We start from the raw sequence: 24923 nt of genomic DNA, 5'->3' as shown, positions 1-24923 counted from the left end.
GTAATTCGAGGGGGATTCGATGGTCGATGTCGTTGTTCAGGTTGCCGTTCACGACTTGCGGCGAAAGGGCACGAGCGACTTCGAGACGATACTCGGAAAAGCGCAACTCAAAGTATCGAAGACGGTCGAACGGGTCGTGACCGAGCTTCATTCGCTTTATGCCAGCAGGGCCGCCAAGGCCCACGGAAAGTTCTCGGAAAACGCCACCGACTATCCCGCACAGACGTTCATAAGCGATTTTCACGAAGGCGGATATGCAGACTTCGCCGAGTTGACGAAGAAGCTCATGACGACGCTTGCCGTCCAGGCGAAGCAGAAGGCCGGCGCTACCGGGGGCCATGTCCTCTTTGCGCACATCGAGAAGGATAGCCAAGTCTACCTGATGGTTGCGATCATCAACAACAAGCTTGGCGCTGCCCTTACGAAAGACCTTGATCTCGCGGATATCGAGCATCTTGACCTGGACGGCTTCAGATTTGCCGGCCGCGTGAACATAAGCGCGTGGTTGGAGAAGGCGGACCGCTATGTTGGCTTCCTGAAAGGAAAGGGCGACGTCGCCGAATACTTCAAAGAGTTCCTCGGCTGCACGACCGCCGTCCAGGACACTGAAGACACCAAAAAGCTGATCCGAATCCTGGAAGACTTCGCCGATCCCGCCAAAGGGATCGTGAAGGACAAGCAAGTATTCCTTCGCAAAGCCTTCGAAATATGCGAGCGCCACGTACGTGAAGGCGTCCCGCTCGACTTCGATTCGTTCTCAAACGAGCTTTTCCCGGACAACCCTGGTGACCTCGCTAAGGCCTTGGGACAGGACCTCGCGCTCGGAGACGGCTTCGTCCCGAACAGACGATCCCTGCGAGCCCTTGTCAGGTTCAAAGCAAAGACGCCACAATGGTCCGTGGAGTTCGAGCGCAGCGCCCTGGCCGAGGGAAAGATTGTCTACGACCACGACAAGAAAACCATCACGTTCAACGAACTGCCAGCCGACTTAATTGAGGAACTCGATCGCGAACGGGAATGAGATGCCGAAGGTCACGTTCGATCAGCTGATTCCGATCTACAGGAATACTGCCTTCGCCCCCGGTGCGGACAACGGGCGCATTAGTGTCGCCGATTCTTCGATGCTCGCGACATTGAAATTCATAGACAGCGACGAGTCGGCATTTGAGGACTCCGCCATCCGCATCGACGGCGACACCCAGAACCTGCAGGTCGGTGACAGTATAGATGCCGACATCTCGACGCCAAGACTGGGACTAGGATTGTTGGCGAAGGACATGGACGGCGTCATCGCCGCTCCTGGTCACCGCATAGCCGCGCCCGCGCGCTTCTACGTGATCAGCGAACGGTTCGCGTACAACGACGCAACGATTCCGGCTTCAGTTGCTCGCTATCGCACTGCTCTCAGATTGGTGAAATCGCTTTCCGAGGCGGCAGCTTTCGTCGATCCGCATCAGGCGGAAGCTACCTTTCTCGGTCCTGGCCGCCTGCGTGTTCCGATACTCTACAAAACCGCCGATCTCGTTGGGATCACGGAGGCGGTCGTCGATGAACTCGAGGACTTCGTTTTCGAGAAAATCCACAAGGACCAGAAGGCTGCCATCCTCGCCTCGAATGTCATCGAACTGTGTCGTCATCAGCCAGAAAACGAGCGCTTCAGGTTTCTGCTGACACATCTGAGGGAGCTCGTTTCGAAAACCCAGGATGGGTACAAGCTGTTTGCCTCCGAGTTCTCATACGAGAAGATAAAGACCAAGACCGAAGAAGCGATCAACGATTACACGAACAAAATCCACAAAACCTTCCACGATATCCAGAATCAGGTAATGGGCGTTCCCGTCGCAACGGTTATCGTCGCGACCCAGTTTAAGGCTGCGACTGCATGTGGCGTCGAGTTCTGGGCAAATCTGGCGATTTCAATCGGCGCGACCCTTTTTGTCCTGCTTCTTTCCGTGGCCGTCTACAATCAGCTATTGACGTTGAACACCATTGAGGATGACCTCGGACGGCAAAAGGAGAAGCTTGGCAGGGACTACGCCAGCATTGCCGCCCAATTCTTGCCGCTCTATGGAAAACTTGGCACGCGCATCTGCGCGCACAGATGGCTCCTCAGAGCAATCATGATCGCGTGCTGGGCGGGTGTGATCCTAACATGGTATATCTTTAATCGACTTACGACGGTCCAGGTTTGGTCTTGCCTTTGACAGGCTGGGGAAGCGCATGGAAGAGCGGGCCACTGACGTTGGTCCAATCGCTGTATGTCAACGCCGCCGACGCTTCCGCTCGTTTGCTGCGAACTCCTCCAGGACCTCAAGACACCGAGCCAACGTTTTCTCGTCCCTGCAGTAGTCCACGGGCTTGATCCAGCCGAGTTCCTTGCACTGCGCTGTCAGCCAGAGGTCGGCGACGTCCCGGCGCAAGTTGCGGCTGTAGACCCGGTCACAGAGTTTGTCGACCATGGCCCTACGGGCGCGTTCGGCCCGTTCTGCCGTCACCTTGTCGTCCCGAATTCTCCAGAGGATGGCCTGAACCTGTTTCAGGCCATCTGAGCTTTCTGCCGCCAACTCTCCGGGTGTCTTGCCTCCATGCTCAGGGAGTGGTGTCTTCATAAATACGGCGACGTCGTCCACGTCGAATAATGCGGCCTCCTCGGCCTTCTGGACCCGGTCAGCCGCCTCTTGCTCCAAGCGGGCGGCTCTTTCGATCACTTCGCGCTCGCGACGGGCTGCCAGTTCGGCTTCCGCGCGCTCCTCGGCTTCCAAGCGGGCAAGCCCGAGGCGGTTGATCAGGCGGCCCATCGGCAAGCCGGCCATCTCGTCGGGCGGATCGACGTCCTTGAGACGCTGCATGTCCTCGATCATCGTCCTGACCGCGATGACCTGATCCAGCAATTCTTCGTAGTCTCCATCCTCGTCTGCGAGGAGTTCCTCTACTGAAAGGTCGAAGTATTCCGCCCGGCTTTGGAGCCACACATCGTAGTCGGGAAGACCGCCGTCCTCGGGAAGCATGAGAGAACCAACACCGTGGAAGGCGACGCGCAGTTGCTTGCTCTGGCGCTCGGGCAACGTGCGCTTCTGGATCGCGGTGTCGATCACCGCTTGGATATCATGCCCCATGACAAACCGTTTGACAGGAACTTCATACACGGCCCCTGCTCGGCGTAGACGCCTGAGGTACGCAAAGACTTCTTCGTAGGGTGACTTGAAGTCTTCGTCGACGTTCGCGGCGATCCAACGTGAATAGTCAGATTTCGTGTAAGCGATGTCCTTCTTCGGCCAGTCGCCTTTTGAGAAACTCGAGATGAAGTCCATCGCTCCGAGGGCCGATTTCGTCTTGGACAGCCGGTCGAAGATGGCTGCCTGCCACTGACGGCGGTAGACGACAAACGCCGAAGGCCGGTCGTCGTCCAGGTCAAGGAACTCCGAGAGATCGAGCTGGACCAGGTCGTCGACGAGCTTCTGCGCTTTTTTGTGGTTCCAGATTTCAGGGTCGCGATAGACGGCCACCAAACGCTTCGCTTCCGCGATCTTCTCACTCTCTTGCCGCTGTCTCTCCTCGGCAATTTTCGCCGCCATCGCCTTCACCTCCGCGCTGTGGATCAGCTTGCGCGGGGCGATATCCAGAATAATGTCGTCGAGTTCGTCGAGCGGATGACTTTGGTAGCTCGAAACGGTGATCTCCAGAACTTCCACGCCCATGGCATCCAGCTTCTCGATTTTTTCGGGAGGGCACGGATGGGTGTTCGCGATTTCGATGAACAGTCGCCGTCCGTCGGGCATGGTGGCGATGACGTCCGGGATGACTTCTCCCGCCGCCGTCTCCAGGTGAACGTCCGTGAGTTGGATGGAGCGCTCCGGAGAGACCTCGATTGGTTTGCCATCTAGGCCCGGTGTGGATGTGGTTGGCAGTGTTATTCTGCAATGCTTGGCGATGATTTCCTTCGCGCGGATATGGAGGGCCGTTTCACCGGAGGACACGCAGTCTACGACGTTGTCCTCCGGGCGGTGAGCGAAGGAATACGCTCGGACGGTGGGATCGCCGCCGTTTCTGGCGATCAACCGCCTGTCGCACCCGAAGCAGACGCATCCGCAATTCCCACCGTTGGCGACCTCGGTGATACGGCGTGGCGATCCGTCGCTCACGTATTTGGCGACGAGGATCATGCCCTCGTCGTCTGGAAACAGGTCGGCAATGGTGGCTTTTGTTGCCATGTGGGCCTTGAATCGCTGCGGTGCGCGAGAGGCTAGCCCGGGCTGACGGTTTCCGGAAGCTTTCTATGGCCATGACGATCGACGACAGGCAACACCGTTTCCGCGATTAGCGATGCATATCGCGTGAGATAGGGAGTCCGAAGCCCCAGACTCCATGATGTGTCAATTTGTGTGTCGTCTCTTTTCGACCAGAAAGTCGATAAGTGCCCTGATCTTGGCAGCCATTTGGTCACGCGTAGGTAGATAGAGGTCGAAGCCGTCGAACGGCTGACACCATGTCTCCAACACCCTGACCAAAGTGCCGCGGGCAACATGATCACGGACGGCGAAATCCATGTGCATGATAAGTCCGACGCCTTGGATCGCGGCGCTCAGCATGATGTCGTCACCGTTGGTCACGAACGAACCTGTCGGCTCAAATGTGAACTCCCGCCCATCGCTTGGATCGGTAAACTCCCAGGCCGACACAATATTGCTATTGCCATGACGAAGACCGAGGCAATTGTGACGTTCGAGGTCAAATGGCGTCTCTGGGGGAGGGTAGGTGGCGAGGTAAGCCGGGGAGGCTACGACTGCCATCCTAATCGGAGGGCTAATAGGCACGGCAATCATGCTGTCCACCACGCTTTCGCGCAGGCGAACTCCTCCATCGCATCCCTCTCGGACGATGTCTCCGAACCCATCATCGACGACAATCTCAAGCTTCACCAGCGGGTAGCGGCGCGCGAATTCTCCTAGATGTGGCTCCAGAAAATGGCTGGCGGCCAGCCGCGAGCTATTGATGCGAATTTCGCCTGCAGGACGGTCCTTTGCATCCTGGACTAAGGCGACCGCATGCTCGATCATCGCCAATCCGGGATTGATATCCGCCAGCAGTTTTCGTCCTTCTTCGGTTACGGACACGGACCGCGTCGACCTGTTCAGTAGCCTAACCGAGAGCCTTTCCTCCAGAACGCGCAACGTCTGTGACAACGCCGACGGCGAGACCGCGAGCTTCGATGCCGCACGAGTGAAACTACCTTCGCGCGCGACTTCCGCGAAAGCGGCAATTGCTGGTAAGAGATTTCGATCCATGGCGTCCAATTGTGAAGGCTGACTTCAAACTGATTGAAGTTTGCCCCGGTTTTTCACAATCGTCCACGGCTTTATCTTCTGACCATACACAAAGGCTCGGTGTCAGGAGAGAAAGAATGAAGAGGATATTGGTTCTCGGAGCAGGCGGTCAAATCGCCCGCCAGGCGATCAAAATGCTGGCCGACCGCGACGATGTTGCGATGACGCTCTTTCTGCGCAATGCCAGCAAACTAGATGGTCCAGCACCGACGAATGCACGAACGATCGAGGCCGACGTCGTTGACGCAGCAAAGCTGAGAGAGGCCCTGGTCAATCAGGACATCGTCTATGCCAACTTGGCTGGCGACGTTGACGTGCAAGCTGCAGCCATTGTTGCGGCCATGAAAGACGTTGGTGTCCTGAAGCTGATCTTCGTCACCTCGCTCGGAATCTACGACGAAGTTCCAGGCAAGTTCGGAGAATGGAACCGCAACGAGATCGGCTCTTACCTCCCGCCGTACCGTCGGGCCGCGGACCTCATAGAGGCTTCCGGACTGGACTATGCCATCCTGAGGCCCGCCTGGCTCACCGATGACGACGAGGTGGACTACGAAACCACGAGAAGCGACGAGCCGTTCAAGGGGACCGAGGTGTCGCGCAAGAGCGTTGCAGCCTTGATCGTGGAACTCATCGGGGTTCGGGGGGACTTTGATGGCCGTCGCAACCTTGGCGTCAACAAGCCCAATACCGACGGCGACCGTCCAGCGTTTCTTTGACTTCGTAACGGGTGTCGCACCGTCACAGACCACGCAACACAAATTGAAACAAGGAGATATGCAGATGAAGACCGTCGCGATCAGAAACAAGGACATGTATTGGGATATCGCCGCCGATATTCACTATCCGCCGAATTTCGACGAAAACACGAAGTATCCCACCATCATCAGTGCGCATCCGATCGGAAGCTGTAAAGAACAGACATCGGGGAATGTCTATGGCGTGAAGTTGGCCGATCAAGGCTTCGTCGTCATTGCCTTCGACGCCAGCTTCCAGGGTGCGAGCGGCGGCGAACCACGATCCATTGAAGACCCGACCCTTCGTGTCGAGGATTTCCGTCATGTCGTCGACTACCTCGTCACGCTCCCCTATGTCGACGAAAAGCGGATCGGCGTCCTCGGCATTTGCGGTGGCGGCGGCTACTCGATCAATGCCGCGATGACCGAACGCCGTATCAAAGCTGTTGGCACCATCACGGGCGCAAACTACGGCCGGCTCATGCGGGAAGGCTTTAGCGGCTACAATCCCATTGCCGCGCTTGAAGCTATGGCCAAGCAACGCACCGCAGAAGCCCGAGGCGAGCCGCTGCACGTAGACGACCTTCTGCCGCCTTCTCCAGAAGAGGCCAGACGCCTCGGCGCGACGGAGCGCGACGTTTATGAGGCGACCGAGTACTACCGTACGCCACGCGGACAGAGTGCAAACGGCCTCAACCGCTCACTTCTTTCTCATCAGGCGGCCGCCGTCGGCTGGGATGCGTTCTATCTTGCCGAGGTGCTTCTGACCCAGCCTCTCATGGTTGTCGTCGGTGACAAGGTGGGGGCCTTCGGCGCATATCGAGACGGATGCGAGATTATCGGCCGCGCGCGATCCGAGAAGAAGGAATTGGTCGTGGTCGACGGCTGGTCGCACTATGATCTCTATGACAAGCCGGAGCCCGTTGCCAGAGCACTGGAAAAGCTGATCCCGTTCTATCAGGAAAACCTTTGATCGCGGCTAAAGCCCGTTCGCCTGGTTTCATTCGCAACCGATCCGGAGACCTGTGTGAGGCGGAGAGTTCCGCCTCCATATTCGGCCTGTTGCGTTCGACAGAGCGCCCCTGAACTTTCACAGAAGTAACCATGATGGACTTAAACAAACTGTTCATGCCCTTTGAATTTGCAAAGGGCATCACTCTACGCAACCGGGTCGCTATGGCCCCGATGACCACTTGGTCGGGCAATGCGGACGGCACGGTCTCGGACGAGGAGATCGCCTACTATCGTCGGCGGGTTACTGGCGTCGGTTTGGTCATCACCGGGTGCACTCATGTCCAACCGAATGGCATCGGTTTCACTGATGAGTTCGCTTCCTATGACGACAAGTTCATACCGAGCTTGAAGCGCTTGGCAGACGCCGCAAAAAGTGGCGGCGCGGCAGCGGTATTGCAGATATTCCATGCCGGAAACAAAGCTATTCCCTCTCAGGTTCCCCATGGTGATGTCATCAGCGCCAGTCCCGTGGCCACAGAAGCGAGTTCCTTCGCTCCCTCCATCGTACCGCGTGAAATGTCTGAGGCCGAAATCCTGGCTGTCGTCAAAGCGTTCGGTGACGCGACATTGCGGGCTATCAGAGCGGGTTTCGACGGCGTTGAACTACACGGCGCTCATGGTTTCCTGCTTCAGAATTTCCTGTCGCCGTTCTTCAATCGAAGGATGGATCGTTGGGGTGGTTCCTTGGAAAACCGAATGCGCTTCCCATTGGCCGTCGTGGCAGAAGTCAAACGCGTCGTTGACACCCACGCCGAACGGCCGTTCGTTGTGGGGTATCGGATTTCGCCTGAGGAGTCGTTAGACGGCGGCCTCCGTATCACCGACGCACTCGAGTTAGTCGATTGCCTGGTTGAGGCCGGGATCAACTACATCCACGCTTCCGTTTACAACGTACTGAATGCGAGGCCGCTTGACGGTAGCGACGGCCCGTTGACCACGAGCATGTTCATCGACCGTGTCGCTGAACGTGTTCCGCTTATTGCTGCCGGACAGCTTCGCACACCGAAGCAGGCCGTCGAAGCCCTGTCCATGGGCCTCTCCCTCGTTGCCGTTGGGAAAGGATTAGTGATGAACCCCGGTTGGGTGGAGGACGGCTCGGAGGGGCGAGATGATAAAATCGACACTACCCTTGACCTCCAAAATCTGTCTCACCTCCTGCTTCCGCCGAAGTTGGTTCGCATCATCGAGGCTATGCCCGGTTGGTTTCCCGTAGAGGGGATGCGGGAGACGACCTAGTCTGCGCTGTACGGAGACTGACGGATCGACGGCTTCTTTTCGGCCCGGTTGCGGCTTTGACTAATCCAGTCAAAGGTCAGCAAGGGAAAGGGGAGGTTTCGAGCGGGACGTCCGGCAGCCCAGAGCAAACTGGACGCGTTTACCGGGAGAAAAACGCGGGGGCCCGGTTGACTACCGGAAAATGTTCTTTATTTGTTCTGTCCATGATCACAACGAGCCGGCTCAGACGAATACGTTGATCTCCCGTCGCGATGACCGCGACGGCGAACAACCATGTTTGCGTATGAGGTTGTCATGGGTACGGGCAGGCAGTCGGCGTCAATTCAGGCGGCCGTGAATTCCACATCGATCCGCGGTTTCTATCCTTCGGCGACCGTTCGCTGCGATGGGGGCAAGGTCTTCCGTTCACAGGCGGCTCGAGACGTCGGGTGCCTGCTCGACGTCGATCCTTCTGTCGTCTCGTGGCGGTGCATGCCAACTCCATTTGGAGACCCCGCTCACTCGGTCGATTTCGAGGTCATCCATGATGATGGCAGGGTGATCCTCCTGGACGCCCATGATCGCGAAATTCGGTGTGATGTCGCCGCCTACGAAGAAGCTGCCCGACGTCGAAGCGCGGAATACCGCTCCCTGTCGCGCGAAGACGTCCATGGCGGCTTCCGCCTCAGGAATGCCAAAGACCTTCTGCGCTACGGCAACTACACAGTTCCGCTTGGCGATCGCCTGCGTCTGCTGGGTGCTCTCGACGAGAACGGATCGATGCCCATCGCCGAATGCCTGAACGCATTCCAGGAAACGAGGCCCGTCGCTGGCCTCGCCGCCATGATCCTCAATCGCTATCTCGAAGTCGATCTGGACGACGCTCCGTTAGGGCCGGAAACGATGGTCAGGCGCATAGCGCGGTGAACGGAAGTCGCCGCCCCATGCCCAGATCACGAAAGAGTCACCAGATGTCTTCCAGTTCCTACACGCTGTCCAGACGCCAGTCCCCACCCAGCCTTGCCGTCGCGGCAGCCCGTTGCGCCGTTCGACGTGTTCTCAGACCCTTCCTGCGACGCCAGAACACTGCCTTCATCGCGATTCTGCACGTCGCTGAAGGAACGAGTGATTACTATCGACGCGCCGCCTCGTCGCTAATCCGTGACCCCGTTCCTGTGGACGAGGACTGCAATGAAACGGCCATCGTCATGACGGTGTCCGAAGGGGCGACCGATCTCCGCGTAATCTACGACCGCTTTCGCCACGGCCGGCAGATTGTCATCGTCACCGAGCGGATGGAAAACATCCCCTTGGAACTCAAGGCGGCCGCCGATGTCATCGCCGAAATTGCCCCGCCATCCGCCGACCACTACATGGCGGCATCTCGGGTCGCCAAAGTGCGAGGGATGACGCCGGAAATCGCGGAGTTGCTGACGGAGTTCTCCTTTGACGCCATCGCGTCAAGCGTCCGTGGTACGAGGCCGTTACTGAGCGCGGTCCGCCAACTGAAGAAGTCGCTCGTCGAGGCCGCGAAGCCCTCGCCCGCGCCAGTGAAGCCCAAGGGACCGCGCCTTGAGGAAATGGCCGGCTATGGTGCAGCGAAAACCTGGGGCCTTCAGCTTGCCGATGACCTGCGCGCGTGGAAGGCAGGGGAGATCGCATGGGAAGACGTTGATCGCGGTGCGCTCTTGCACGGCCCTCCCGGTTGCGGGAAGACGACTTATGCCCAGGCGCTGGCGAACTCGTGTGAGGTCGATCTCGTGATCGCCTCCGCCGCGCGCTGGCAGGCGGCCGGCCATCTGGGCGACTACCTCAAGGCTATGCGCGCCGCCTTCGCGCAAGCCGCGAAGCAGTCGCCCTGCCTTCTCTTCGTGGACGAGTTCGATAGCTTCGGGGACAGGGAAGGGGACGACGACCATGCAAGAGATTATCGACGTCAGGTAATCAATGGGATGCTCGAATGTCTCGATCCTGCCGACGGACGGGAAGGCGTCGTCGTCGTTGGTGCCACCAACAACCCGTCAGTCATTGACCGCGCCCTGCTTCGACCGGGAAGGCTTGAGACGCTGATCGAAATCCCATTGCCTGATGGGGACGCTAGGATCGCGATCCTCCGACATCATCTGCGTGATCAGGAGTTCGGTGGCGACCTCGCCCGTTTTGTCCAGGCGACGAGGGGTTGGTCTGGAGCTGACATCGAGAAGCTCGCTCGCGACGCCAGGCGGCTCTCGAGGCGGCGGAAAGTTGCCTTCTCGGAAGACCTCCTCTTCGAAGCAATGCCCAAGCGCTATGTCCTGAGCGAGAGCGAGCTGCGCCACACGGCGGTCCATGAATCTGGTCACGCCATCATCGCGGTCCTCCTGGCGTGCGACGTGCTCAAGCACGTTCACATCGATCGGGATGCGGCCGTCGGGGTCGGCGCTCAGTCGGTCGGAATGACCGTCTTCGAACCCGAGGTCGGTCGGGTGAAGACGGTAAGCTACTACGACGATAGGATCGCCATGCTCCTGGGCGGCATCGCGGCCGAGACGGTGGTCTACGGCTGCCATGCAGACGGGGCAGGCGGTGCTCCGTCGTCGGACCTTGTTGTGGCAAGCGATATCGCAACGAGGCTTGAGCGTCACTTCGGGTTTGGCGAGGTGCTGTCTGTCGAACTTGGCACGGGTAGTCGCCCTCTCGAATATCTCCGTGATCAGGACCCGGACCTGCGAAGTCTCGTCGATGCAAGGCTGAAGGCCCAGTTAGACCGAGCGAAGGTGCTTCTTGCGGAGCGTCGCGAGGAACTCGATCAACTTACCCAAGCACTGGTCGACAAGGGCCACGTCATCGGCGACGACGTTCGGGCGCTCGTCGCCGTGACGTCGGGGAAAACGAATCCGCATCCGTCTGGACGTGACGGCTAGCGGTCAGGCTCCGCTCCTCGCTCGAGAGAGGAGCGGAGCCGCAGTTTTAAACGGAGAGGGGAGTGTCCGGTACTACGTTGTCGGCGGACCCGGTGGCCATATGTCGGAAAAAACCTTCACAGACTTCGGCAAAGCCGCAGACTTTGCACGACGTCAACTATCCGCCTGACTCATTTGCGCGAAGCGCAGAGGGAACCACTTTACCTTCGGCCATTCGATGTTGTCCGGGTGGTCTGGATTCAAAAGGGCCCCTGCACCCAACTCGGCCTCCTTGTCGATAGCGACTATCACTCTAAGGAGTAGCTTCGCAAACTCCCGCACAGTGGCCTCGTCGCCTCGTTCCGTGATGTCAAATCCAGAACCTTTTAAGTGCGCGCGCATAGTGCGGTAGTCACCGCGGCTTTCGCAGTTCTGCATGGCCGCGAGCAACCCTGGTACAAATTCAGCCCTCATCCGGCTCTCCATCTGTTAAGCACCTTTTCACAGTCCTTCTCCCGTACGACCGGCGCAACCCGCATCGTCGTCGGAAACGAAAAACTCCCCAGAGCTTCAGAGAAAATTCCTCGAAGGCAATTGGCGCACATCATTGCGCGCGTGAATGCATCGCAGGCATTCGTGTGGAAGTGCCGCCAACAGGGGCATCATCCCAACGTTCCTGCAAACCGTTCGGGCAACTTCTCACGTTGAAAAGCCTCGCTGATGAAATCAATAAACACGCGAGTTTTTGCGGGTAGCAAGGTCCGGTTCGCGTAGTAGATCGAAATCGGCCCAGCGTCCGCGTACCATGCAGGTATCAACCGGACCAGTTCGCCCTTCTCCAGGTACGGTAGTGCGTCAGGTTTGGCGATCATGGCGAGGCCAAGCCCGAGAACCGCGGCGGACCGCATCGCGGCCGGATCGTTGACAACAATCCTTTCCTTCAACACCGCTGGCAGTTCGTCGCCCGCGACGTTCCTCATCTGCCATTGTCGAATTCGCCCTGTGCGCATCGACCGCATCACGATGCCGTCCAATTCAATGAGGCCCGACGGGTCGTGAGGGGGAACCCGGTCCTGCATGTATGACGGCGAGGCGACAGCGATGATGTGGGCCGAGGCCAACGTCTTCGCGATGATGCCCGGCGTCAGCTCGAACCCTCCACCGATTGCCGCATCGTACCCCTCGGCGATCAGGTCAACCTGACGGTTTTCAAACATCCATTCAGGTCTGACCAAAGGGTATCGACGCATGAATTCTGGCAAAGTCGGAAGAATGTATTCAACTCCAAATGTCGGGCTCATGCTGAGCCTCAGCACGCCCGCTGGTTGGGCTTGATCGTTGGATGCCTCGGAAATGGCACCTTGGAGGCTCTCCAAGTGGTCACGGACCGAATGAAGGAAGCGCTCGCCAGCCTCTGTGAGCGTCAGACTCCGCGTGCTGCGCTGGAAGAGCCTGACCTTGAGGTTGGACTCGAGCATGGCGACGTTCCTGCTGACCGCTGCTGGGGTCAACCCCATCCTACGGGCTGCGGAAGAGAAGCTGCCAAGCTCGGCGCTGCGAACGAAGGACTCCAGATTTGCCAGTGTTTCCATTCGTCATCTTTCAACAATCGTTTGAAATTAATAACAGTCAATACCGTCTAATCATAGAGGAATAAGAAGGCAATATTCACTCCATCGAAACCAAGCAATGGAGTGACCACAATGACCAACACCTCTCTGAAACTCTCCGACAAGACCGCTCTCGTTACGGGCGGTTCGCGCTCTATCGGTGCAGCCGTCGCAAAGCGCCTTGCGGCAGACGGAGCCGCAGTCGCCATCACCTACAGCGCATCGCCCGAAAAGGCAGCCGATGTCGTGAAGGAAATCGAAAACGCAGGCGGTCGTGCCATCGCCATACATGCCGACTCCGGAAATCCTGACTCCGTGCGGGCCGCGGTGGCCAAGACCGAGGAAACGTTCGGTTCGATCGACATCCTCGTCAACAATGCAGGTATCGCGCTCGGCGGTCCGATCGAGGACATCAAGTTCGAAGACTACGAGCGCATGATCGCGGTCAACGTGACGGGTGTGTTCGTCGGCACGCAGGAGGCTGCACGCCGCATGAAATCGGGCGGCCGCATCATCCATATCGGCTCTTCCATGGTCCGCTACGCAGCCTTTCCGACGGCCTCGCTCTACACGCTGACCAAGGGCGCTGTCGCCGGCTTCAACCGTAGCCTCGTGCGAGACCTCGGTCCCAAGGGCATCACTGTGAACACCGTACACCCCGGCCCGACCGACACTGACATGAATCCCGATGGGGGCCCTGTTTCGAAGATTGTCGGCCCCGGCATGGCAATCGGCCGCTACGGCAAGGACTACGAGGTCGCCAGCGTCGTGGCTTATCTCGCAAGCCCCGAGGCTGCCTTCGTAACGGGTGCTGACATCGTGGCCGACGGCGGCTTCACCGCCTGATCATAAATCCAATCCGGAGACCCCCCATGTCTATTGGTATCATTGGAGCCGGCGAGATCGGCTCCGCATTCGCCCGCGCGCTCGCCCGGAACGGTATCGCCGCAACGATCTCCAACAGCCGCGGTCCCGACACATTGCGGGACTTCGCGCAAGAACTGACGCCATACGTCACGGCAGGCACGATCGAAGAAGCGGCCAAGGCTGATCTCGTCCTGGTCGCCGTGCCTTGGTCGAAGTTGCCAAAGGCATTGGCCGGTCTCCCCGCTTGGGCCGGGCGCATCGTCATCGACGCCAACAACCCGATCGAGCGTCCTCTCTTCCAGCCGGCAGACCTCAATGGCCGACTGTCGACGGAAGTGTTCGCTGACCTGGTGCAAGGCGCTCGTGTCGTAAAGGCGTTCAACCATCTTCCTCCGCATCTGCTCTCTGGCGATCCGCGTGCTGAGGGTGGAAGCCGCGTCCTCTTTTACTCGGGAGACGACGCGAGGGCGAAGGCTCAAGTAGGAGCACTGATCGCCAAGCTGGGCTTCGCGGGGATCGACCTCGGCCCGGTCTCGATCGGTGGAAGGCTGGTGCAGTTTCCAGGCGGTCCGCTCCCCGCGCTCAACCTCGTGAAATTTGGATGACTAACTTCGGCCGGAAGCTCACGCCTCCGGCCGAATGCTCTCACTTATAAGGACCTTCAAATGGATATGCCTGTTTCCTCCAGTCATGCGCAAACTCGTGCGCATGACACCCCACTTGCGTCCTGGGCCGCAGTTGCCAGCGTCGGAGTTGGCGCATTCGCTCTCGTCACCACGGAATTCCTACCCGTTGGATTGCTGCCACAGATCGCTGCGGACATCGGAATCAGCGAGGGGCAGGCTGGTCTGATGGTCACGACACCGGGCATCCTCGCCGCCATCGCCGCCCCGGCTACTATCGGCCTGGCGGGTCGGTTCGACCGGAAGCACGTTCTGATTTTCCTTCTGGGGCTGCTTGTATTGTCAAATGCAATTGTTGCGGCGGCGACCAGTTTCCAGGTGCTGATGTTCGGCCGCGTGCTGCTAGGGATCGGTGTCGGTGGCTTCTGGACGATCGGGGGATCACTTGGTCCGCGCCTTCGCCCCGGAGCGGAAGGCGGCCGAGCGACGTCCCTGATCTATTCCGGTGTGTCGCTGGGAACAGTAGCCGGGGTCCCGGCGGGCGCACTCGTCGGGAATCTGCTCGGATGGCGTCTTTCATTCGGTCTGGCGTCTGGAGTCGCCATTATCGTGGTTGCGGCGCTCCTGTTGCTCTTGCCCTCGATCAAGCCACAGCAGTCATCGGGATTGGCCCAAATCCCTGCGGTACTTCGAAACAGAAGGACGCAAGTGGGTCTGCTTGCCGCTGTCCTGATATTCATCGGGCAATTCGCCGCCTACACCTATATCACGCCCTTCCTCAATCAGGTCTCATATATTGACGCCGCCGCGCTCAGCGCGCTCCTTCTTGGATACGGGATTGCTGGGTTTATCGGAAATCTGTTCGGCGGCTGGGCGGTGGGCAAGCACCTAAATCTCGCCCTGGCAGGGACTTCTGCGTTGATCAGCTTGTCGGCGTTTGGCCTCGTGGCGACTGGAGATAGCGCCATGGCTGCCACGATTTGGACGCTCACCTGGGGCTTCGGTTTTGGAATGCTTCCTATCGCCATGCAGACCTTTATGTTCACCTCTGCACCTGACAAGCTCGAAAGCGTGGCAGCGTTGTTCGTCTCGACTGCCCAACTTGCCATTGGAGCGGGCGCGCTGGTGGGAGGTCTGGCTGTCGATCATTTTGGAGTCGCTAGCGCGCTGTTGATAGGTGGTGGGGCCGCCTTGCTGACCGCCCTTTTAATCGTCGTGTCGACCGGAAAACAATAGAGCATCGCGGCAACCAGCGATCCGTCGAAAGGTTACGGCCAACAAGTCGCGACTCTGCCTTCGCAGGACCGGGAGCAGGGTCCCGACCTCAGGTCCCTCGCTCTTCTGCAATGTTTGCAATTAAACGCAGGCGAAGCTTCACCTGATCGACGCCGTGCTTGATTTTTATCCGATGGCCGAGAGGTTTGAACCCGATCTCGTCCAAGGCAGAGCCGAGAGAGGGTTCCTTCGCTGCCTGTCGTTGGGGCTTGCGGCGTGATGGTCGAGCCATCGCGATCTCCTATTATTCGGCCGAACGCACCTTGAGCCCCGTGCAGCCATCCGGCAAGCGGTGACAGGTCCCATCCGAACAAAAACGATCGGCTGTAGCACTCGACCTCGACAACCTCTTGACGGGAGAATGTTTGTTCTCTAAATGTTCTCGTCATGATCAAAGCTGTCCTGTTTCCGATACGAGTACTTTGACGTCCAACCGCGCAAGCGGAGGAGGGGAAGTTATCGTATCGAGGTCAGGAATGGCATTAAGAGATCAAAATCAGCAGACGTGTCGTGAAAACGCAAAAGTCGTCCGGCTTTGGGTCGGCAATCAGGTTCAGACGACGCTTCGACCTCAGGAAGGTGCTGAAGCGTGAAACTCTGGATCATCTCCGACTTGCATCTGGAGTTCGGCCGGCCATTCCTTCAGGGACCGCCTCCTGACGCCGATGTCCTGGTCTGCGCGGGCGATCTTTTGACACGCGGCATCGTCCGGACCATCGAATGGTTGGCAGCCAACATCCCTTGCTCGATGCCCGTCGTGTTCACGGCAGGGAACCATGAATACTACGGAGCCTCTGTGCAGGAGAGCATCCGCGATGCCCGCATGCTGCGTGATCGACATCCGCACATCCACTTCCTCGAAAACGAGGCGGTGAATATCAGAGACGTCAAGTTTATTGGGGCAACCCTCTGGACGGACTTCCGCCTCAACGGCGGTGATCCCGAACTGGCGATGGCGGCCGCCGAGAGCGGGATGAACGACTACAAAAAGATCAAGTTTTCTAAGCTTCCCTACCAGAAGTTCAGGCCGATCCACGCCTATCGGAAACACCACGAATCCAGGGCGTTTCTCAAATCCGTGCTGGCGGAGTCCTCGGCTGGGAAAACGGTGGTCGTGACGCATCACGCTCCGTCGCCGAGATCAATTCCACCAGAGTTCCGGGGCGATCCGCTGTCTGCCTGCTACGCTAGCGACCTCGAGGACCTTATCGTCGAAGGACAGCCTGCGTTGTGGGTGCATGGTCACATTCATCAGAAGGTCGATTACCGTGTCGGGTGGACGAGGGTGCTGGCCAATCCGCGCGGGTATCCGGGAGAGGGGACTGCCTTCGATCCCCACCTCGTCATCGAACTCTAGGGCGTCGCAGGCCGCCGCCCCTGGCCGCATTGCATTATCGGGAGCAAGCCTCTAGTCTTCGATCAGTCGTCAGGCGGACCAGACGGCTAAGAAGATGAGGCAGCAGAAACTGCCCGAAGAACCTCCAAGCGGTATCCAAGCCGCCCGCCATTTTCTCCTGTGAACCGAGCGTGCGTCGATTCTGGCGCGGCTCATGGCTGTTTGGAGATGACAATGAAGTATGCCCTCGTAGAAGGAATCCGTCTGGAGGCGACGATAGGCGTTCGCGGAACTTGCCCCGGATGCTCCTCGCCCATGATACCCAAGTGCGGTCTTAAACGACTGCACCACTGGGCTCATAAGAGCACCATCGCCTGTGACCACTGGTGGGAGCCGGAAACCGAATGGCATCGCGGCTGGAAGAACCAGTTTCCCGCGGAGTGGCAGGAGATCAGACATTCCGCAAGCTACGGCGACATGCACATAGCCGATGTCAAGACAGCGAGCGAAACCGTGCTTGAGTTCCAGTATTCGGCTATTACGCCACAGGAGAGGGCGTCTCGCGAGGCCTTCTACGGCCGCATGGTGTGGATCGTGAACGGCAACCGGCTGAAACGCGATTTGCCGTCGTTCCACGAGGCGTTGACCTTTGCTCCATCAGCCGAAACGAAGGCACGGGCTTGGCTTCTGTCAGATCAAGCCGCTGCGGTGGTCGAACGCTGGAGGGGAGGCAGTCACCCTGTGGTCCTGGATTTCGGTGATGCGGACTTTTCGTTGCCTTGGCTTCCTACCACGGGATTGCTTTGGTGGCTGAGCTACGTTCCCCGCGGTCGGGTTATCGCGACGCCCGTTCACAGGCAGAGTGTCATCGACCATTTCCTCTCCAGCACGCCTATACGCGGTTTTGTTAGGCCCATGTTGCCTCGGTCTCGCCGATCTGTATTGCCGGGTTTCGATGGGTATAGTGCGAGAAATGATGCCCGCCGCTGGAGGTTCTGACCACGCGCCCGCAACCAACGGGTTGTGCCTTGGCGGATTTCGATCCGCCAAGTTCGCTGCCCCTTCAGCAGACGACTGGATTGACATTGGCAATGTATCCGTTATTCTGGATATATGGATAGCAATACAGCAATCGCCGCGCTTGCCGCACTCGCCCAGTCTACCAGGCTCGAGACGTTTCGGCTTCTCGTCCGGCAAGAGCCCGATGGCGTGCCTGCCGGCGAACTCGCCCGCCTTCTCGATGTCCCGCAGAACACCATGTCCGCACACCTGGCGACGCTGTCGCGCGCGGGCCTCGTGACAAGCGAGCGGCAGAGCCGTTCGATCATCTACCGGGCGGACCTTCAGGGGCTGCGCGACCTGACGCTCTTCCTGTTGAAAGATTGCTGCGGCGGCTCCACCGAGCTTTGTGCACCGCTTATCGCCGAACTTACGCCCTGCTGTGCTCCCGAGGGGAAGCCGTCATGAGCGACATCAGGTTGGACCCAGTCCCGGGAAGCGATCCGGAACTAAAACTGGCGCTGTCGGCGTCCGGTCTTCCAACAGAAGACCTCGAAGACCAGGGGCGTTCGTTTTTCAGGGCGGTTTCCTCCTGTGCCGGCACGGTTGGCTATGCTGGCATCGAGGCGTGCGGCGACGACGTGCTTCTCAGGTCGCTAGTCATTTTGCCCGAGCATCGTGGCAAGGCGTTTGGAAAAACGCTGACCATGGAAACGCTGAAGACCGTCAATGTAAGCTCGGCAGTTTTCCTGGCCACCACGACGGCAGCACCGTTCTTCGAAAACCTTGGCTTCGTCGTGGTCGAGCGAGGCGATGTGCCGCCCGCCGTTCTCGCGACCCGTCAGCTGTCGGGCATCTGCCCGGCATCAGCAACGATCATGAAATTCAACAGACCTCCGACCTAACCACGGAAAACGACCATGACCGACAAGACTTACAACGTGCTCTTCTTGTGCACGGGCAACTCCGCACGATCTATTCTCGCCGAATCCATCCTCAACAAGGAAGGCGGCGGGCGCTTCAGGGCCTTCTCCGCAGGCAGCCAGCCCAAAGGCGAGATCAATCCGCATGCCCTGAAGGAACTCGAAGCACTCGGCTATCCGGTGACTGGCTTCTCGTCGAAGAGCTGGGATGTCTTTGCCGCACCAGGCGCGCCCGAAATGGATTTCATCTTCACTGTCTGTGATAGCGCGCACGGCGAGGCCTGCCCGGTATGGATCGGCCATCCGATGACGGCGCATTGGGGTGTCGAGGACCCGGCTGCCACTGTCGGTTCCGAGGTCGAAATCCAGCGCGCCTTTGCCACGGCCGCCCGTTTCCTGAAAAACCGCATCATGGCCTTCATCAGTCTTCCGCTGGCATCGATCGACCGCCTGGCGCTCGAAACGAAGCTCGGCCAGATCGGTGCGATGGAAGGCTCGACGAACACTCAGGGAAAGACAGCCTGATGTCTACGTTCGAACGCTATCTCACCATCTGGGTCTTCCTCTGCATCGTCGTCGGCGTCGCCCTCGGCCATCTGATGCCTACCGTTTTCCAGGTCATCGGCGCGGCGGAGGTCGCCAAGGTGAACCTTCCTGTCGCCATCCTGATCTGGCTGATGATCATCCCAATGCTCATCAAGATCGATTTCCGCTCGCTGGCGCAGGTCAGCACGTACTGGCGTGGCATCGGCGTGACCCTGTTCATCAACTGGGCCATCAAGCCGTTCTCCATGGCGCTGCTCGGATGGCTGTTTGTGGGCTGGCTGTTCCGTCCGTATCTGCCGGCTGACCAGATCGACTCCTACATCGCAGGCCTGATCATCCTTGCGGCTGCGCCCTGTACCGCGATGGTGTTCGTCTGGAGCAACCTGACGCGCGGCGAGCCGCTGTTCACGCTGTCCCAGGTGGCACTCAACGATGCGATCATGGTCGTCGCCTTCGCCCCTATCGTCGGGCTGCTTCTCGGATTGTCGGCGATCACCGTACCGTGGGACACGCTCGTCCTGTCGGTCGTCCTCTACATCGTCGTTCCCGTCATCATTGCCCAGGTCCTGAGAGGGCGGCTGACCGCGGACGGCACGACCAAGGCGCTGGACGCCATGCTGGCGAAGCTGCAGCCGCTTTCGCTTGTCGCCCTGCTCGCGACGCTCGTTCTCCTCTTCGGCTTCCAAGGCGAGCAGATCATCGCACAGCCGACGATCATCGCGCTGCTGGCCGTCCCCATCCTTATCCAGGTCTATTTCAACTCGGGGCTGGCCTATCTTCTGAACAGGATGTCGGGGGAACGCCATTGCGTCGCCGGGCCTTCGGCACTGATCGGGGCCAGCAACTTCTTCGAACTCGCGGTGGCAGCCGCCATCAGCCTGTTCGGTTTCCAGTCCGGCGCGGCGCTGGCCACGGTCGTCGGCGTACTCATCGAGGTGCCGGTCATGCTCACGGTCGTCTGGGCCGTTAACCGCACCAAGGGCTGGTACGAGGCAGCGCCCTCCGTCTCCCGGAACACCATCACCGAAAGGACATGACCATGGACGTCACCATCTATCACAACCCGGCCTGCGGCACGTCCCGCAACACGCTGGAGATGATCCGGGCGGCCGGTATCGAGCCCACCGTCATCGAATATCTCAAGACGCCGCCGTCGCGCGAAGAACTGGCAAGGATGATCGCCGACGCCGGGCTGTCTGTCCGCCAGGCGATCCGCGAGAAAGGCACGCCTTATGCGGAATTGGGTCTCGACGATCCGAAGCTGACGGACGACCAGTTGCTCGACGCGATGCTGAAGGACCCGATCCTCATCAACCGTCCGTTCGTCGTCACGCCCCTCGGCACCAGACTCGCACGGCCGTCCGAGGTCGCGCTCGACATCCTGCCGGATGCCTTCAAGGGAGCCTTCTTCAAGGAAGACGGCGAACAGGTCCTCGATCAGGAAGGAAAGCGCATTGTCTGAGACCTTTCCCGCCTTGCAGGAGCGGCACCTTCGTCAGCCTGACCTCGACGCGTTGCGGCCCGCCTTTTCGACGCACAAGCCGCGCATCCTGATCCTCTACGGCTCGCTTCGGGAGGTGTCCTACAGCCGGCTACTCGCACACGAAGCCAGACGCCTTCTCGAGCGCCTGGGGTGCGAGGTGCGGATGTTCGACCCGAGGGGGCTGCCGCTTCCCGACGAGGCTCCGGTCAGCCATCCGAAAGTGCAGGAGCTTCGCGACATGTCGCAATGGTCGGAAGGCCAGGTGTGGGTCAGCCCCGAGCGTCACGGTGCGATGACGGGCATCATGAAGTCCCAGATCGACTGGATTCCGCTGTCCCTCGGGTCGATCCGGCCGACGCAAGGCAAGACTCTGGCGATCATGGAAGTCTCCGGTGGCAGCCAGTCCTTCAACGCTTTGAACCAGATGCGCGTACTCGGCCGCTGGATGCGGATGATCACGATCCCCAACCAGAGCAGCGTCGCCAAAGCTTACCAGGAGTTCGAAGCAGACGGCAGGATGAAGCCGTCATCGTATTACGACCGGGTTGTCGATGTCTGCGAAGAACTCGTAAAGTTCACGCTACTGACGAGGGACGCGTCCACCTATCTCACCGATCGCTACAGCGAGCGGAAAGAACGGGCGGCCGAACTCGAAAAGCGTGTGCTGTTGAAATCGATCTAGTGATCATTCCGCCGTGCCTGTTCGCGGTGCGTCTCGATTGTCACGCCCACTAATGCGATGACCCCAAGCGTTCCAGTGGCCGTTTCGAACCTCCTACGGGGTCTTGGTGAAGTCTCGGAATTTCCATTGGGTGGAAACCTAATTACCGCATCTCGGACGGAAGCGTGTGAGGAAACCTGTCCCGCAGATACTGAACAATTTCCCGCCTTAATTCTATCGCCTCGAGGCGACGGGTGCGGTGACCTGGGGGAAGATAGTCATATGTGAATGTCTCTGGATCGATCGCGTCGGGATCGATTACGCGACCGTGCTGATGATAAAATTCGTATGCCAGTATCTGGGCCGCCTCGGCAATAAGTTGCAAGCGCTCCCTCACGAGTACCGATGTGGGGTCGTCGAGCATGTCCTCAAGAGCCGACAATGACTGGTCGAGAAAGAAGATGGCCTCACGATATGCGCGCTCCGCTTCGGCTGGCTCGATCGCGTGAATAATGCGAGCATATCGTCTAAGAACGTTCAACATGCGGGACCCCTTTTAAATCAATCTGGGGTCTTTAATTGATCGCGGGTTAATGCAGGGTTGAGCGCTCCAGATCGGGCGCACCAATTGCCCCCTCAAAGCGTAATTGCTCTTTGAATGCTTGGACCAGGTCGTTTGCAAAGGTGATAGTCGCCGTATGTTCGGCTGCATTCATCCGATGCGTAGGATGGTCATCGAACTCAATTCCCGCAAAGTGGGCGGCTCGGGCAAGCCCGCATTCGCAAAAGTGCAGGAGCAACATAACCGCCCCAGCAGCCATCTCGTGCCGAACTGCTTGAGTTTCTCCGAGCCTGGGTAGACCGCCAGACCACCGAAATCCATTTTCGAAGAATGCGCGATAAATGCAGAGGAGACGCTCGATCGACTGGTCAACGATACCCGGAGAAGCGGATGATCTTCGCTTCCTCCAGATGTCGAGATCGTTTCTCAGGATGATCAGTCGAGCGTCGGTCAGGCTGTTGAGCGGTTCGTTTCGATTAATGTCTTCTGGAACGATCATTCCTGTTTTACCAACGGACGGCATCGCTAGAAACTTTCTCGATTGTTCTCCCACGGCCTTCTCCCTGGTCTCGCTGTGGAATGAATTGTCTCTCATCCGTGGACCGGCGCAAATATAGGCCGAACGATCGATTGCTGCGTCTGGTGTCGTAGCGGATCATCAGCCGGCAAAAGCCTATGGCTTGGCCTTCACGACTGATCCGCAGAGACTTATGTGCGGTCTCCCATCATCAGACAACGCGGTCGCGGCGCACCGATGAGGCGACAGCGACGAACGCCAGGATTCCGAGCGTACCCAGCGCGGCGATGACGAAAAGGGAGATGGTGGTCCCGAACTGGGTCATCGCGGCCGCAAAAGCAAACGGGGCGGCCGCGCCAGTCGCCAACCTTGCCGCAGCCATCTTGCCCGTGATCGCGCCGTAACCAGCGGACCCGAAAAGATAGAGCGGCAGGCTCCCTTGAGCGATGCTGTTGATCCCCGATCCGAGGCCAAGGCAGATGGCGAAGGCCACCGCACCGGGCAACCAATCACCCGACATCCCGAGTATCACCGCACCGACGACCATCAGCGCGGCAGAGACAATCGCCAGCGCGGGCGGCGTCAGGCTCTTTCCGAAGACCATGTTGATCAGGCGGCTCATGACCTGTGCCGGACCGAACAAGGAGCCGATCACGACCGCTGCACTGCCAAGTCCGATCGCGCCGAGCATCGGCACCATGTGGGCAAGGATCGCGGCGAGGGTGAAGCCCGAAAGAGAGAAGGCAAAGGAGACCAACAGCATTCCACGGCGGCGTGCCTGCGGCTCAAGAGCGCCGACGACGACCTCGCGGGCCCTTGTACCGTCGAGCTTGGAACCGCTTCTGCCGTCACGCCTGATCCAGTAGTGCAGGGGCATGCAGACGAGAAGGTTCAGGGCGGCGAACACCAGATAGATTTCCCGCCAGGACAGGTATCCGGTCAGTGTCGCGGCGATCGGCCAGAAGATGGTGGAGGCAAAGCCGCCGATGAGCGTGAGGTAGGTGATGCTGCGGGACGCCGTGCGAGGTTCGCTTTCGACCAGCGTTGCGAAGGCTGCCTGATACTGGACCATGCCGGATGACACCTCGAGCAGCATGATCGCAACGGCGAAGAGCGACACAGACGGTGACCATGCACACAGCACCAGAGTGAACGCTGCAAGTGCCGATCCAAGCGTCATCACGGTCGCCGCGCCGATCCTGTCCATGTGCCTGCCGATGAACGGAGCAGACAGCCCGCCGATGAACAGCGAGACCGAGAACACGGCGAAGACCCGCTCCAGGCTGATGCCGAGGTCGTTGGCCATTCCGGGGGCAAGGATGCTGAAGGAGTAGTAGAGGGTGCCGTAGCCGATGATCTGCGTGACACCGAGAGCGGAGACGATGCCCGCCGGAACCTTGATTGTATGCAATGACGTGTTCCTTGACGGCCTATGCTTCGCTTGAACAGCAACTGGTGGATCGCTCGACGGACCCACGGATGCCAGGATGTCCCGCGCAGCAGTCTTCCATCAGGAACGTCACCAGGTCGGCCAACGTGTCGTAACTCGCGCTGTAGACGATCGAGCGCGACTCTCGGCGCTGGGCGATAAGACCGGAGCGCTCGAGTTCCTTGAGGTGGAACGAGACGTTTGATGGAGAGACGCCCATGCGTTCGGCAATCGCGCCGGCGGCCAGACCCTCGGGGCCGGCGACGACCAGGGTCCTAACGATGGACAGCCGGGTTTCCTGTGAAAGCGCGGCGAAGGAAGAGAGGGCTTGACGATCATCCATATTTCAATAATCCTTGAATCATTGAAATTGAGGATAGCCGCAAATGACCAGGATCGACAATAGCCAATCCGACAAAACCGATATCTCGCTCGGGGAGTTGCTCGGTAGAGCCGCCGAGACACCGGACCTGCCGTTGGTGTTCCTGTATGACGGAAGTCCCGTGAAGCCGGGCTACCATGTGACCGAGGTCAAGGCCGGCCAGTTCTCTGCTCTCGACTGCGGAGCGAATCCGGAAGCCTGGTCGGAAATCTTCGTGCAGCTGTGGGATGTCGAGGAGGGCGATCGAACCCATATGACGGCCGGGAAGTTCTCGGCCATCGTACGCAAGGTTTCCGAACACGTCCGTCTCGACGACTCAGCCAAGCTAACCTTCGAAGTCAGCGATGGAGTCCGGCCGATGCAGTTGTTCTGCGCGAACAATCCTGTCGCGGAAGATGGTATCCTCCACGTCGCGTTGACGCCACGCCCCGCGAGCTGCAAGCCACGGGACCGTTGGTTGGCAGAACAGGCGACAAACGAAAGCGCTTGTTGTGGTTCTTCAACCAGCTCCAAATGTTGCGCATGACGTCGTGAGCGTCAG

28 protein-coding genes are annotated in these 24923 nt (G+C 59.1%); 19 read left to right on the top strand and 9 right to left on the bottom strand.

Annotation, left to right across the window (positions count from 1 at the left end; all coding sequences use genetic code 11):
- The first annotated feature begins 19 nt into the window (after positions 1–19).
- Both FHT82_RS12190 and FHT82_RS12185 read left to right on the top strand, forming a co-directional pair.
- Positions 20–1021, top strand: coding sequence for a nucleoid-associated protein (locus tag FHT82_RS12190; RefSeq protein ID WP_183730363.1), 1002 nt, complete (start codon positions 20–22; stop codon positions 1019–1021).
- 1 nt (position 1022) lies between these two features.
- Complete coding sequence (locus FHT82_RS12185) at positions 1023–2204, top strand: hypothetical protein (protein ID WP_183730360.1); 1182 nt, start codon at positions 1023–1025, stop codon at positions 2202–2204.
- A gap of 57 nt (positions 2205–2261) precedes the next feature.
- Here the strand turns inward: FHT82_RS12185 and FHT82_RS12180 are convergent, their stop codons facing one another.
- Positions 2262–4211, bottom strand: a complete 1950-nt coding sequence (locus FHT82_RS12180) for an MbcA/ParS/Xre antitoxin family protein (RefSeq protein ID WP_183730357.1) — start codon at positions 4209–4211, stop codon at positions 2262–2264.
- A 162-nt stretch (positions 4212–4373) separates the two neighbouring features.
- On the bottom strand, positions 4374–5285 hold the full coding sequence (locus FHT82_RS12175) for a LysR family transcriptional regulator (protein ID WP_183730354.1): 912 nt from the start codon (positions 5283–5285) through the stop codon (positions 4374–4376).
- A 116-nt stretch (positions 5286–5401) separates the two neighbouring features.
- Here FHT82_RS12175 and FHT82_RS12170 point away from each other — a divergent pair, with 116 nt between their 5' ends.
- The 5 genes from FHT82_RS12170 to FHT82_RS12150 all read left to right on the top strand — a co-directional run bounded on the left by FHT82_RS12170 (position 5402) and on the right by FHT82_RS12150 (position 11190).
- The gene (locus FHT82_RS12170) at positions 5402–6040 is read left to right on the top strand and encodes an SDR family oxidoreductase (RefSeq protein WP_183730351.1); all 639 of its coding nucleotides are present in this window, start codon (positions 5402–5404) and stop codon (positions 6038–6040) included.
- A 64-nt stretch (positions 6041–6104) separates the two neighbouring features.
- Entirely contained in the window at positions 6105–7031 is a 927-nt protein-coding gene (locus FHT82_RS12165) for an alpha/beta hydrolase (protein WP_183731016.1), read from the top strand.
- Between the two features lie 131 nt (positions 7032–7162).
- On the top strand, positions 7163–8308 hold the full coding sequence (locus FHT82_RS12160) for an NADH-dependent flavin oxidoreductase (protein ID WP_183730348.1): 1146 nt from the start codon (positions 7163–7165) through the stop codon (positions 8306–8308).
- 273 nt (positions 8309–8581) lie between these two features.
- The gene (locus FHT82_RS12155) at positions 8582–9214 is read left to right on the top strand and encodes a hypothetical protein (RefSeq protein WP_246698116.1); all 633 of its coding nucleotides are present in this window, start codon (positions 8582–8584) and stop codon (positions 9212–9214) included.
- Between the two features lie 44 nt (positions 9215–9258).
- Positions 9259–11190, top strand: a complete 1932-nt coding sequence (locus FHT82_RS12150) for an AAA family ATPase (RefSeq protein ID WP_246698115.1) — start codon at positions 9259–9261, stop codon at positions 11188–11190.
- A gap of 153 nt (positions 11191–11343) precedes the next feature.
- Here the strand turns inward: FHT82_RS12150 and FHT82_RS12145 are convergent, their stop codons facing one another.
- Together FHT82_RS12145 and FHT82_RS12140 are read right to left on the bottom strand one after the other, a co-directional pair.
- A complete protein-coding gene (locus tag FHT82_RS12145; protein ID WP_183730341.1) occupies positions 11344–11643 on the bottom strand; it encodes a hypothetical protein in 300 nt (99 codons plus the stop codon).
- A gap of 188 nt (positions 11644–11831) precedes the next feature.
- Positions 11832–12761 (bottom strand): LysR family transcriptional regulator, encoded by a 930-nt coding sequence (locus tag FHT82_RS12140; RefSeq protein ID WP_183730338.1) that lies wholly within the window; start codon positions 12759–12761, stop codon positions 11832–11834.
- A gap of 111 nt (positions 12762–12872) precedes the next feature.
- On the opposite strand from FHT82_RS12140, the gene FHT82_RS12135 reads away from it, so the two are divergent.
- The 3 genes from FHT82_RS12135 to FHT82_RS12125 are packed head-to-tail and all read left to right on the top strand — an operon-like array spanning position 12873 to position 15505.
- Positions 12873–13625: a 3-oxoacyl-ACP reductase family protein gene (locus FHT82_RS12135; protein WP_183730335.1), complete on the top strand. Its 753-nt coding sequence runs from the start codon at positions 12873–12875 to the stop codon at positions 13623–13625.
- A 26-nt stretch (positions 13626–13651) separates the two neighbouring features.
- A complete protein-coding gene (locus FHT82_RS12130; protein ID WP_183730332.1) occupies positions 13652–14251 on the top strand; it encodes an NAD(P)-binding domain-containing protein in 600 nt (199 codons plus the stop codon).
- A 60-nt stretch (positions 14252–14311) separates the two neighbouring features.
- Positions 14312–15505: an MFS transporter gene (locus FHT82_RS12125; protein ID WP_183730329.1), complete on the top strand. Its 1194-nt coding sequence runs from the start codon at positions 14312–14314 to the stop codon at positions 15503–15505.
- Positions 15506–15593: 88 nt separating this feature from the next.
- Here FHT82_RS12125 and FHT82_RS12120 read toward each other — a convergent pair whose 3' ends face one another.
- On the bottom strand, positions 15594–15776 hold the full coding sequence (locus tag FHT82_RS12120; RefSeq protein WP_183730326.1) for a hypothetical protein: 183 nt from the start codon (positions 15774–15776) through the stop codon (positions 15594–15596).
- 357 nt (positions 15777–16133) lie between these two features.
- On the opposite strand from FHT82_RS12120, the gene FHT82_RS12115 reads away from it, so the two are divergent.
- From FHT82_RS12115 to arsH, 8 genes are all read left to right on the top strand, one after another.
- A complete protein-coding gene (locus FHT82_RS12115; RefSeq protein ID WP_183730323.1) occupies positions 16134–16901 on the top strand; it encodes a metallophosphoesterase in 768 nt (255 codons plus the stop codon).
- A gap of 213 nt (positions 16902–17114) precedes the next feature.
- Complete coding sequence (locus tag FHT82_RS12110) at positions 17115–17879, top strand: competence protein CoiA family protein (RefSeq protein ID WP_183730320.1); 765 nt, start codon at positions 17115–17117, stop codon at positions 17877–17879.
- 114 nt (positions 17880–17993) lie between these two features.
- A complete protein-coding gene (locus FHT82_RS12105) occupies positions 17994–18347 on the top strand; it encodes a helix-turn-helix transcriptional regulator (RefSeq protein WP_183730318.1) in 354 nt (117 codons plus the stop codon).
- The gene (gene arsN2, locus FHT82_RS12100) at positions 18344–18784 is read left to right on the top strand and encodes an arsenic resistance N-acetyltransferase ArsN2 (protein ID WP_183730315.1); all 441 of its coding nucleotides are present in this window, start codon (positions 18344–18346) and stop codon (positions 18782–18784) included. The genes FHT82_RS12105 and arsN2 overlap by 4 nt, the downstream gene beginning before the upstream one ends.
- Positions 18785–18799: 15 nt before the next feature.
- Positions 18800–19327, top strand: coding sequence for an arsenate reductase ArsC (locus FHT82_RS12095; RefSeq protein ID WP_183730312.1), 528 nt, complete (start codon positions 18800–18802; stop codon positions 19325–19327).
- Positions 19327–20385 (top strand): ACR3 family arsenite efflux transporter, encoded by a 1059-nt coding sequence (arsB, locus tag FHT82_RS12090; RefSeq protein WP_183730309.1) that lies wholly within the window; start codon positions 19327–19329, stop codon positions 20383–20385. Before FHT82_RS12095 ends, arsB begins: the two co-directional genes overlap by 1 nt.
- Before the next feature lie 2 nt (positions 20386–20387).
- Entirely contained in the window at positions 20388–20810 is a 423-nt protein-coding gene (gene arsC / locus FHT82_RS12085) for an arsenate reductase (glutaredoxin) (RefSeq protein ID WP_183730306.1), read from the top strand.
- Complete coding sequence (arsH, locus tag FHT82_RS12080) at positions 20785–21513, top strand: arsenical resistance protein ArsH (RefSeq protein WP_348647605.1); 729 nt, start codon at positions 20785–20787, stop codon at positions 21511–21513. The genes arsC and arsH overlap by 26 nt, the downstream gene beginning before the upstream one ends.
- A gap of 142 nt (positions 21514–21655) precedes the next feature.
- Here the strand turns inward: arsH and FHT82_RS12075 are convergent, their stop codons facing one another.
- From FHT82_RS12075 to FHT82_RS12060, 4 genes are all read right to left on the bottom strand, one after another.
- A complete protein-coding gene (locus FHT82_RS12075) occupies positions 21656–22036 on the bottom strand; it encodes a hypothetical protein (protein ID WP_183730288.1) in 381 nt (126 codons plus the stop codon).
- A gap of 46 nt (positions 22037–22082) precedes the next feature.
- Positions 22083–22607 carry a hypothetical protein gene (locus tag FHT82_RS12070; RefSeq protein ID WP_183730285.1) on the bottom strand — a complete coding sequence of 175 codons (525 nt, stop codon included), beginning with the start codon at positions 22605–22607 and terminating at the stop codon, positions 22083–22085.
- 175 nt (positions 22608–22782) lie between these two features.
- Positions 22783–23973, bottom strand: a complete 1191-nt coding sequence (arsK, locus tag FHT82_RS12065; protein WP_183731011.1) for an arsenite efflux MFS transporter ArsK — start codon at positions 23971–23973, stop codon at positions 22783–22785.
- A 28-nt stretch (positions 23974–24001) separates the two neighbouring features.
- Positions 24002–24343 carry a metalloregulator ArsR/SmtB family transcription factor gene (locus FHT82_RS12060; RefSeq protein WP_183730282.1) on the bottom strand — a complete coding sequence of 114 codons (342 nt, stop codon included), beginning with the start codon at positions 24341–24343 and terminating at the stop codon, positions 24002–24004.
- A 43-nt stretch (positions 24344–24386) separates the two neighbouring features.
- Between FHT82_RS12060 and FHT82_RS12055 the strand changes: the two genes are divergently transcribed.
- A complete protein-coding gene (locus FHT82_RS12055) occupies positions 24387–24908 on the top strand; it encodes a DUF6428 family protein (protein ID WP_183730279.1) in 522 nt (173 codons plus the stop codon).
- Positions 24909–24923 lie beyond the last annotated feature (15 nt).

This window comes from Rhizobium sp. BK275, assembly GCF_014193555.1.
In the GTDB taxonomy this organism is placed as follows: Bacteria; Pseudomonadota; Alphaproteobacteria; order Rhizobiales; family Rhizobiaceae; genus Rhizobium.
The sequence above is the reverse complement of the archived record's forward strand: the minus strand, read 5'-3'. Positions and strand labels throughout refer to the sequence as shown.

Coding starts and splice junctions, on each gene's coding strand:
- FHT82_RS12190 (WP_183730363.1), top strand. CDS start 20: ATGGTCGATGTCGTTGTTCAGGTTGCCGTTCACGACTTGCGGCGAAAG.
- FHT82_RS12185 (WP_183730360.1), top strand. CDS start 1,023: ATGCCGAAGGTCACGTTCGATCAGCTGATTCCGATCTACAGGAATACT.
- FHT82_RS12180 (WP_183730357.1), bottom strand. CDS start 4,211: ATGGCAACAAAAGCCACCATTGCCGACCTGTTTCCAGACGACGAGGGC.
- FHT82_RS12175 (WP_183730354.1), bottom strand. CDS start 5,285: ATGGATCGAAATCTCTTACCAGCAATTGCCGCTTTCGCGGAAGTCGCG.
- FHT82_RS12170 (WP_183730351.1), top strand. CDS start 5,402: ATGAAGAGGATATTGGTTCTCGGAGCAGGCGGTCAAATCGCCCGCCAG.
- FHT82_RS12165 (WP_183731016.1), top strand. CDS start 6,105: ATGAAGACCGTCGCGATCAGAAACAAGGACATGTATTGGGATATCGCC.
- FHT82_RS12160 (WP_183730348.1), top strand. CDS start 7,163: ATGATGGACTTAAACAAACTGTTCATGCCCTTTGAATTTGCAAAGGGC.
- FHT82_RS12155 (WP_246698116.1), top strand. CDS start 8,582: ATGTTTGCGTATGAGGTTGTCATGGGTACGGGCAGGCAGTCGGCGTCA.
- FHT82_RS12150 (WP_246698115.1), top strand. CDS start 9,259: ATGTCTTCCAGTTCCTACACGCTGTCCAGACGCCAGTCCCCACCCAGC.
- FHT82_RS12145 (WP_183730341.1), bottom strand. CDS start 11,643: ATGAGGGCTGAATTTGTACCAGGGTTGCTCGCGGCCATGCAGAACTGC.
- FHT82_RS12140 (WP_183730338.1), bottom strand. CDS start 12,761: ATGGAAACACTGGCAAATCTGGAGTCCTTCGTTCGCAGCGCCGAGCTT.
- FHT82_RS12135 (WP_183730335.1), top strand. CDS start 12,873: ATGACCAACACCTCTCTGAAACTCTCCGACAAGACCGCTCTCGTTACG.
- FHT82_RS12130 (WP_183730332.1), top strand. CDS start 13,652: ATGTCTATTGGTATCATTGGAGCCGGCGAGATCGGCTCCGCATTCGCC.
- FHT82_RS12125 (WP_183730329.1), top strand. CDS start 14,312: ATGGATATGCCTGTTTCCTCCAGTCATGCGCAAACTCGTGCGCATGAC.
- FHT82_RS12120 (WP_183730326.1), bottom strand. CDS start 15,776: ATGGCTCGACCATCACGCCGCAAGCCCCAACGACAGGCAGCGAAGGAA.
- FHT82_RS12110 (WP_183730320.1), top strand. CDS start 17,115: ATGAAGTATGCCCTCGTAGAAGGAATCCGTCTGGAGGCGACGATAGGC.
- FHT82_RS12105 (WP_183730318.1), top strand. CDS start 17,994: ATGGATAGCAATACAGCAATCGCCGCGCTTGCCGCACTCGCCCAGTCT.
- arsN2 (WP_183730315.1), top strand. CDS start 18,344: ATGAGCGACATCAGGTTGGACCCAGTCCCGGGAAGCGATCCGGAACTA.
- FHT82_RS12095 (WP_183730312.1), top strand. CDS start 18,800: ATGACCGACAAGACTTACAACGTGCTCTTCTTGTGCACGGGCAACTCC.
- arsB (WP_183730309.1), top strand. CDS start 19,327: ATGTCTACGTTCGAACGCTATCTCACCATCTGGGTCTTCCTCTGCATC.
- arsC (WP_183730306.1), top strand. CDS start 20,388: ATGGACGTCACCATCTATCACAACCCGGCCTGCGGCACGTCCCGCAAC.
- FHT82_RS12075 (WP_183730288.1), bottom strand. CDS start 22,036: ATGTTGAACGTTCTTAGACGATATGCTCGCATTATTCACGCGATCGAG.
- FHT82_RS12060 (WP_183730282.1), bottom strand. CDS start 24,343: ATGGATGATCGTCAAGCCCTCTCTTCCTTCGCCGCGCTTTCACAGGAA.
- FHT82_RS12055 (WP_183730279.1), top strand. CDS start 24,387: ATGACCAGGATCGACAATAGCCAATCCGACAAAACCGATATCTCGCTC.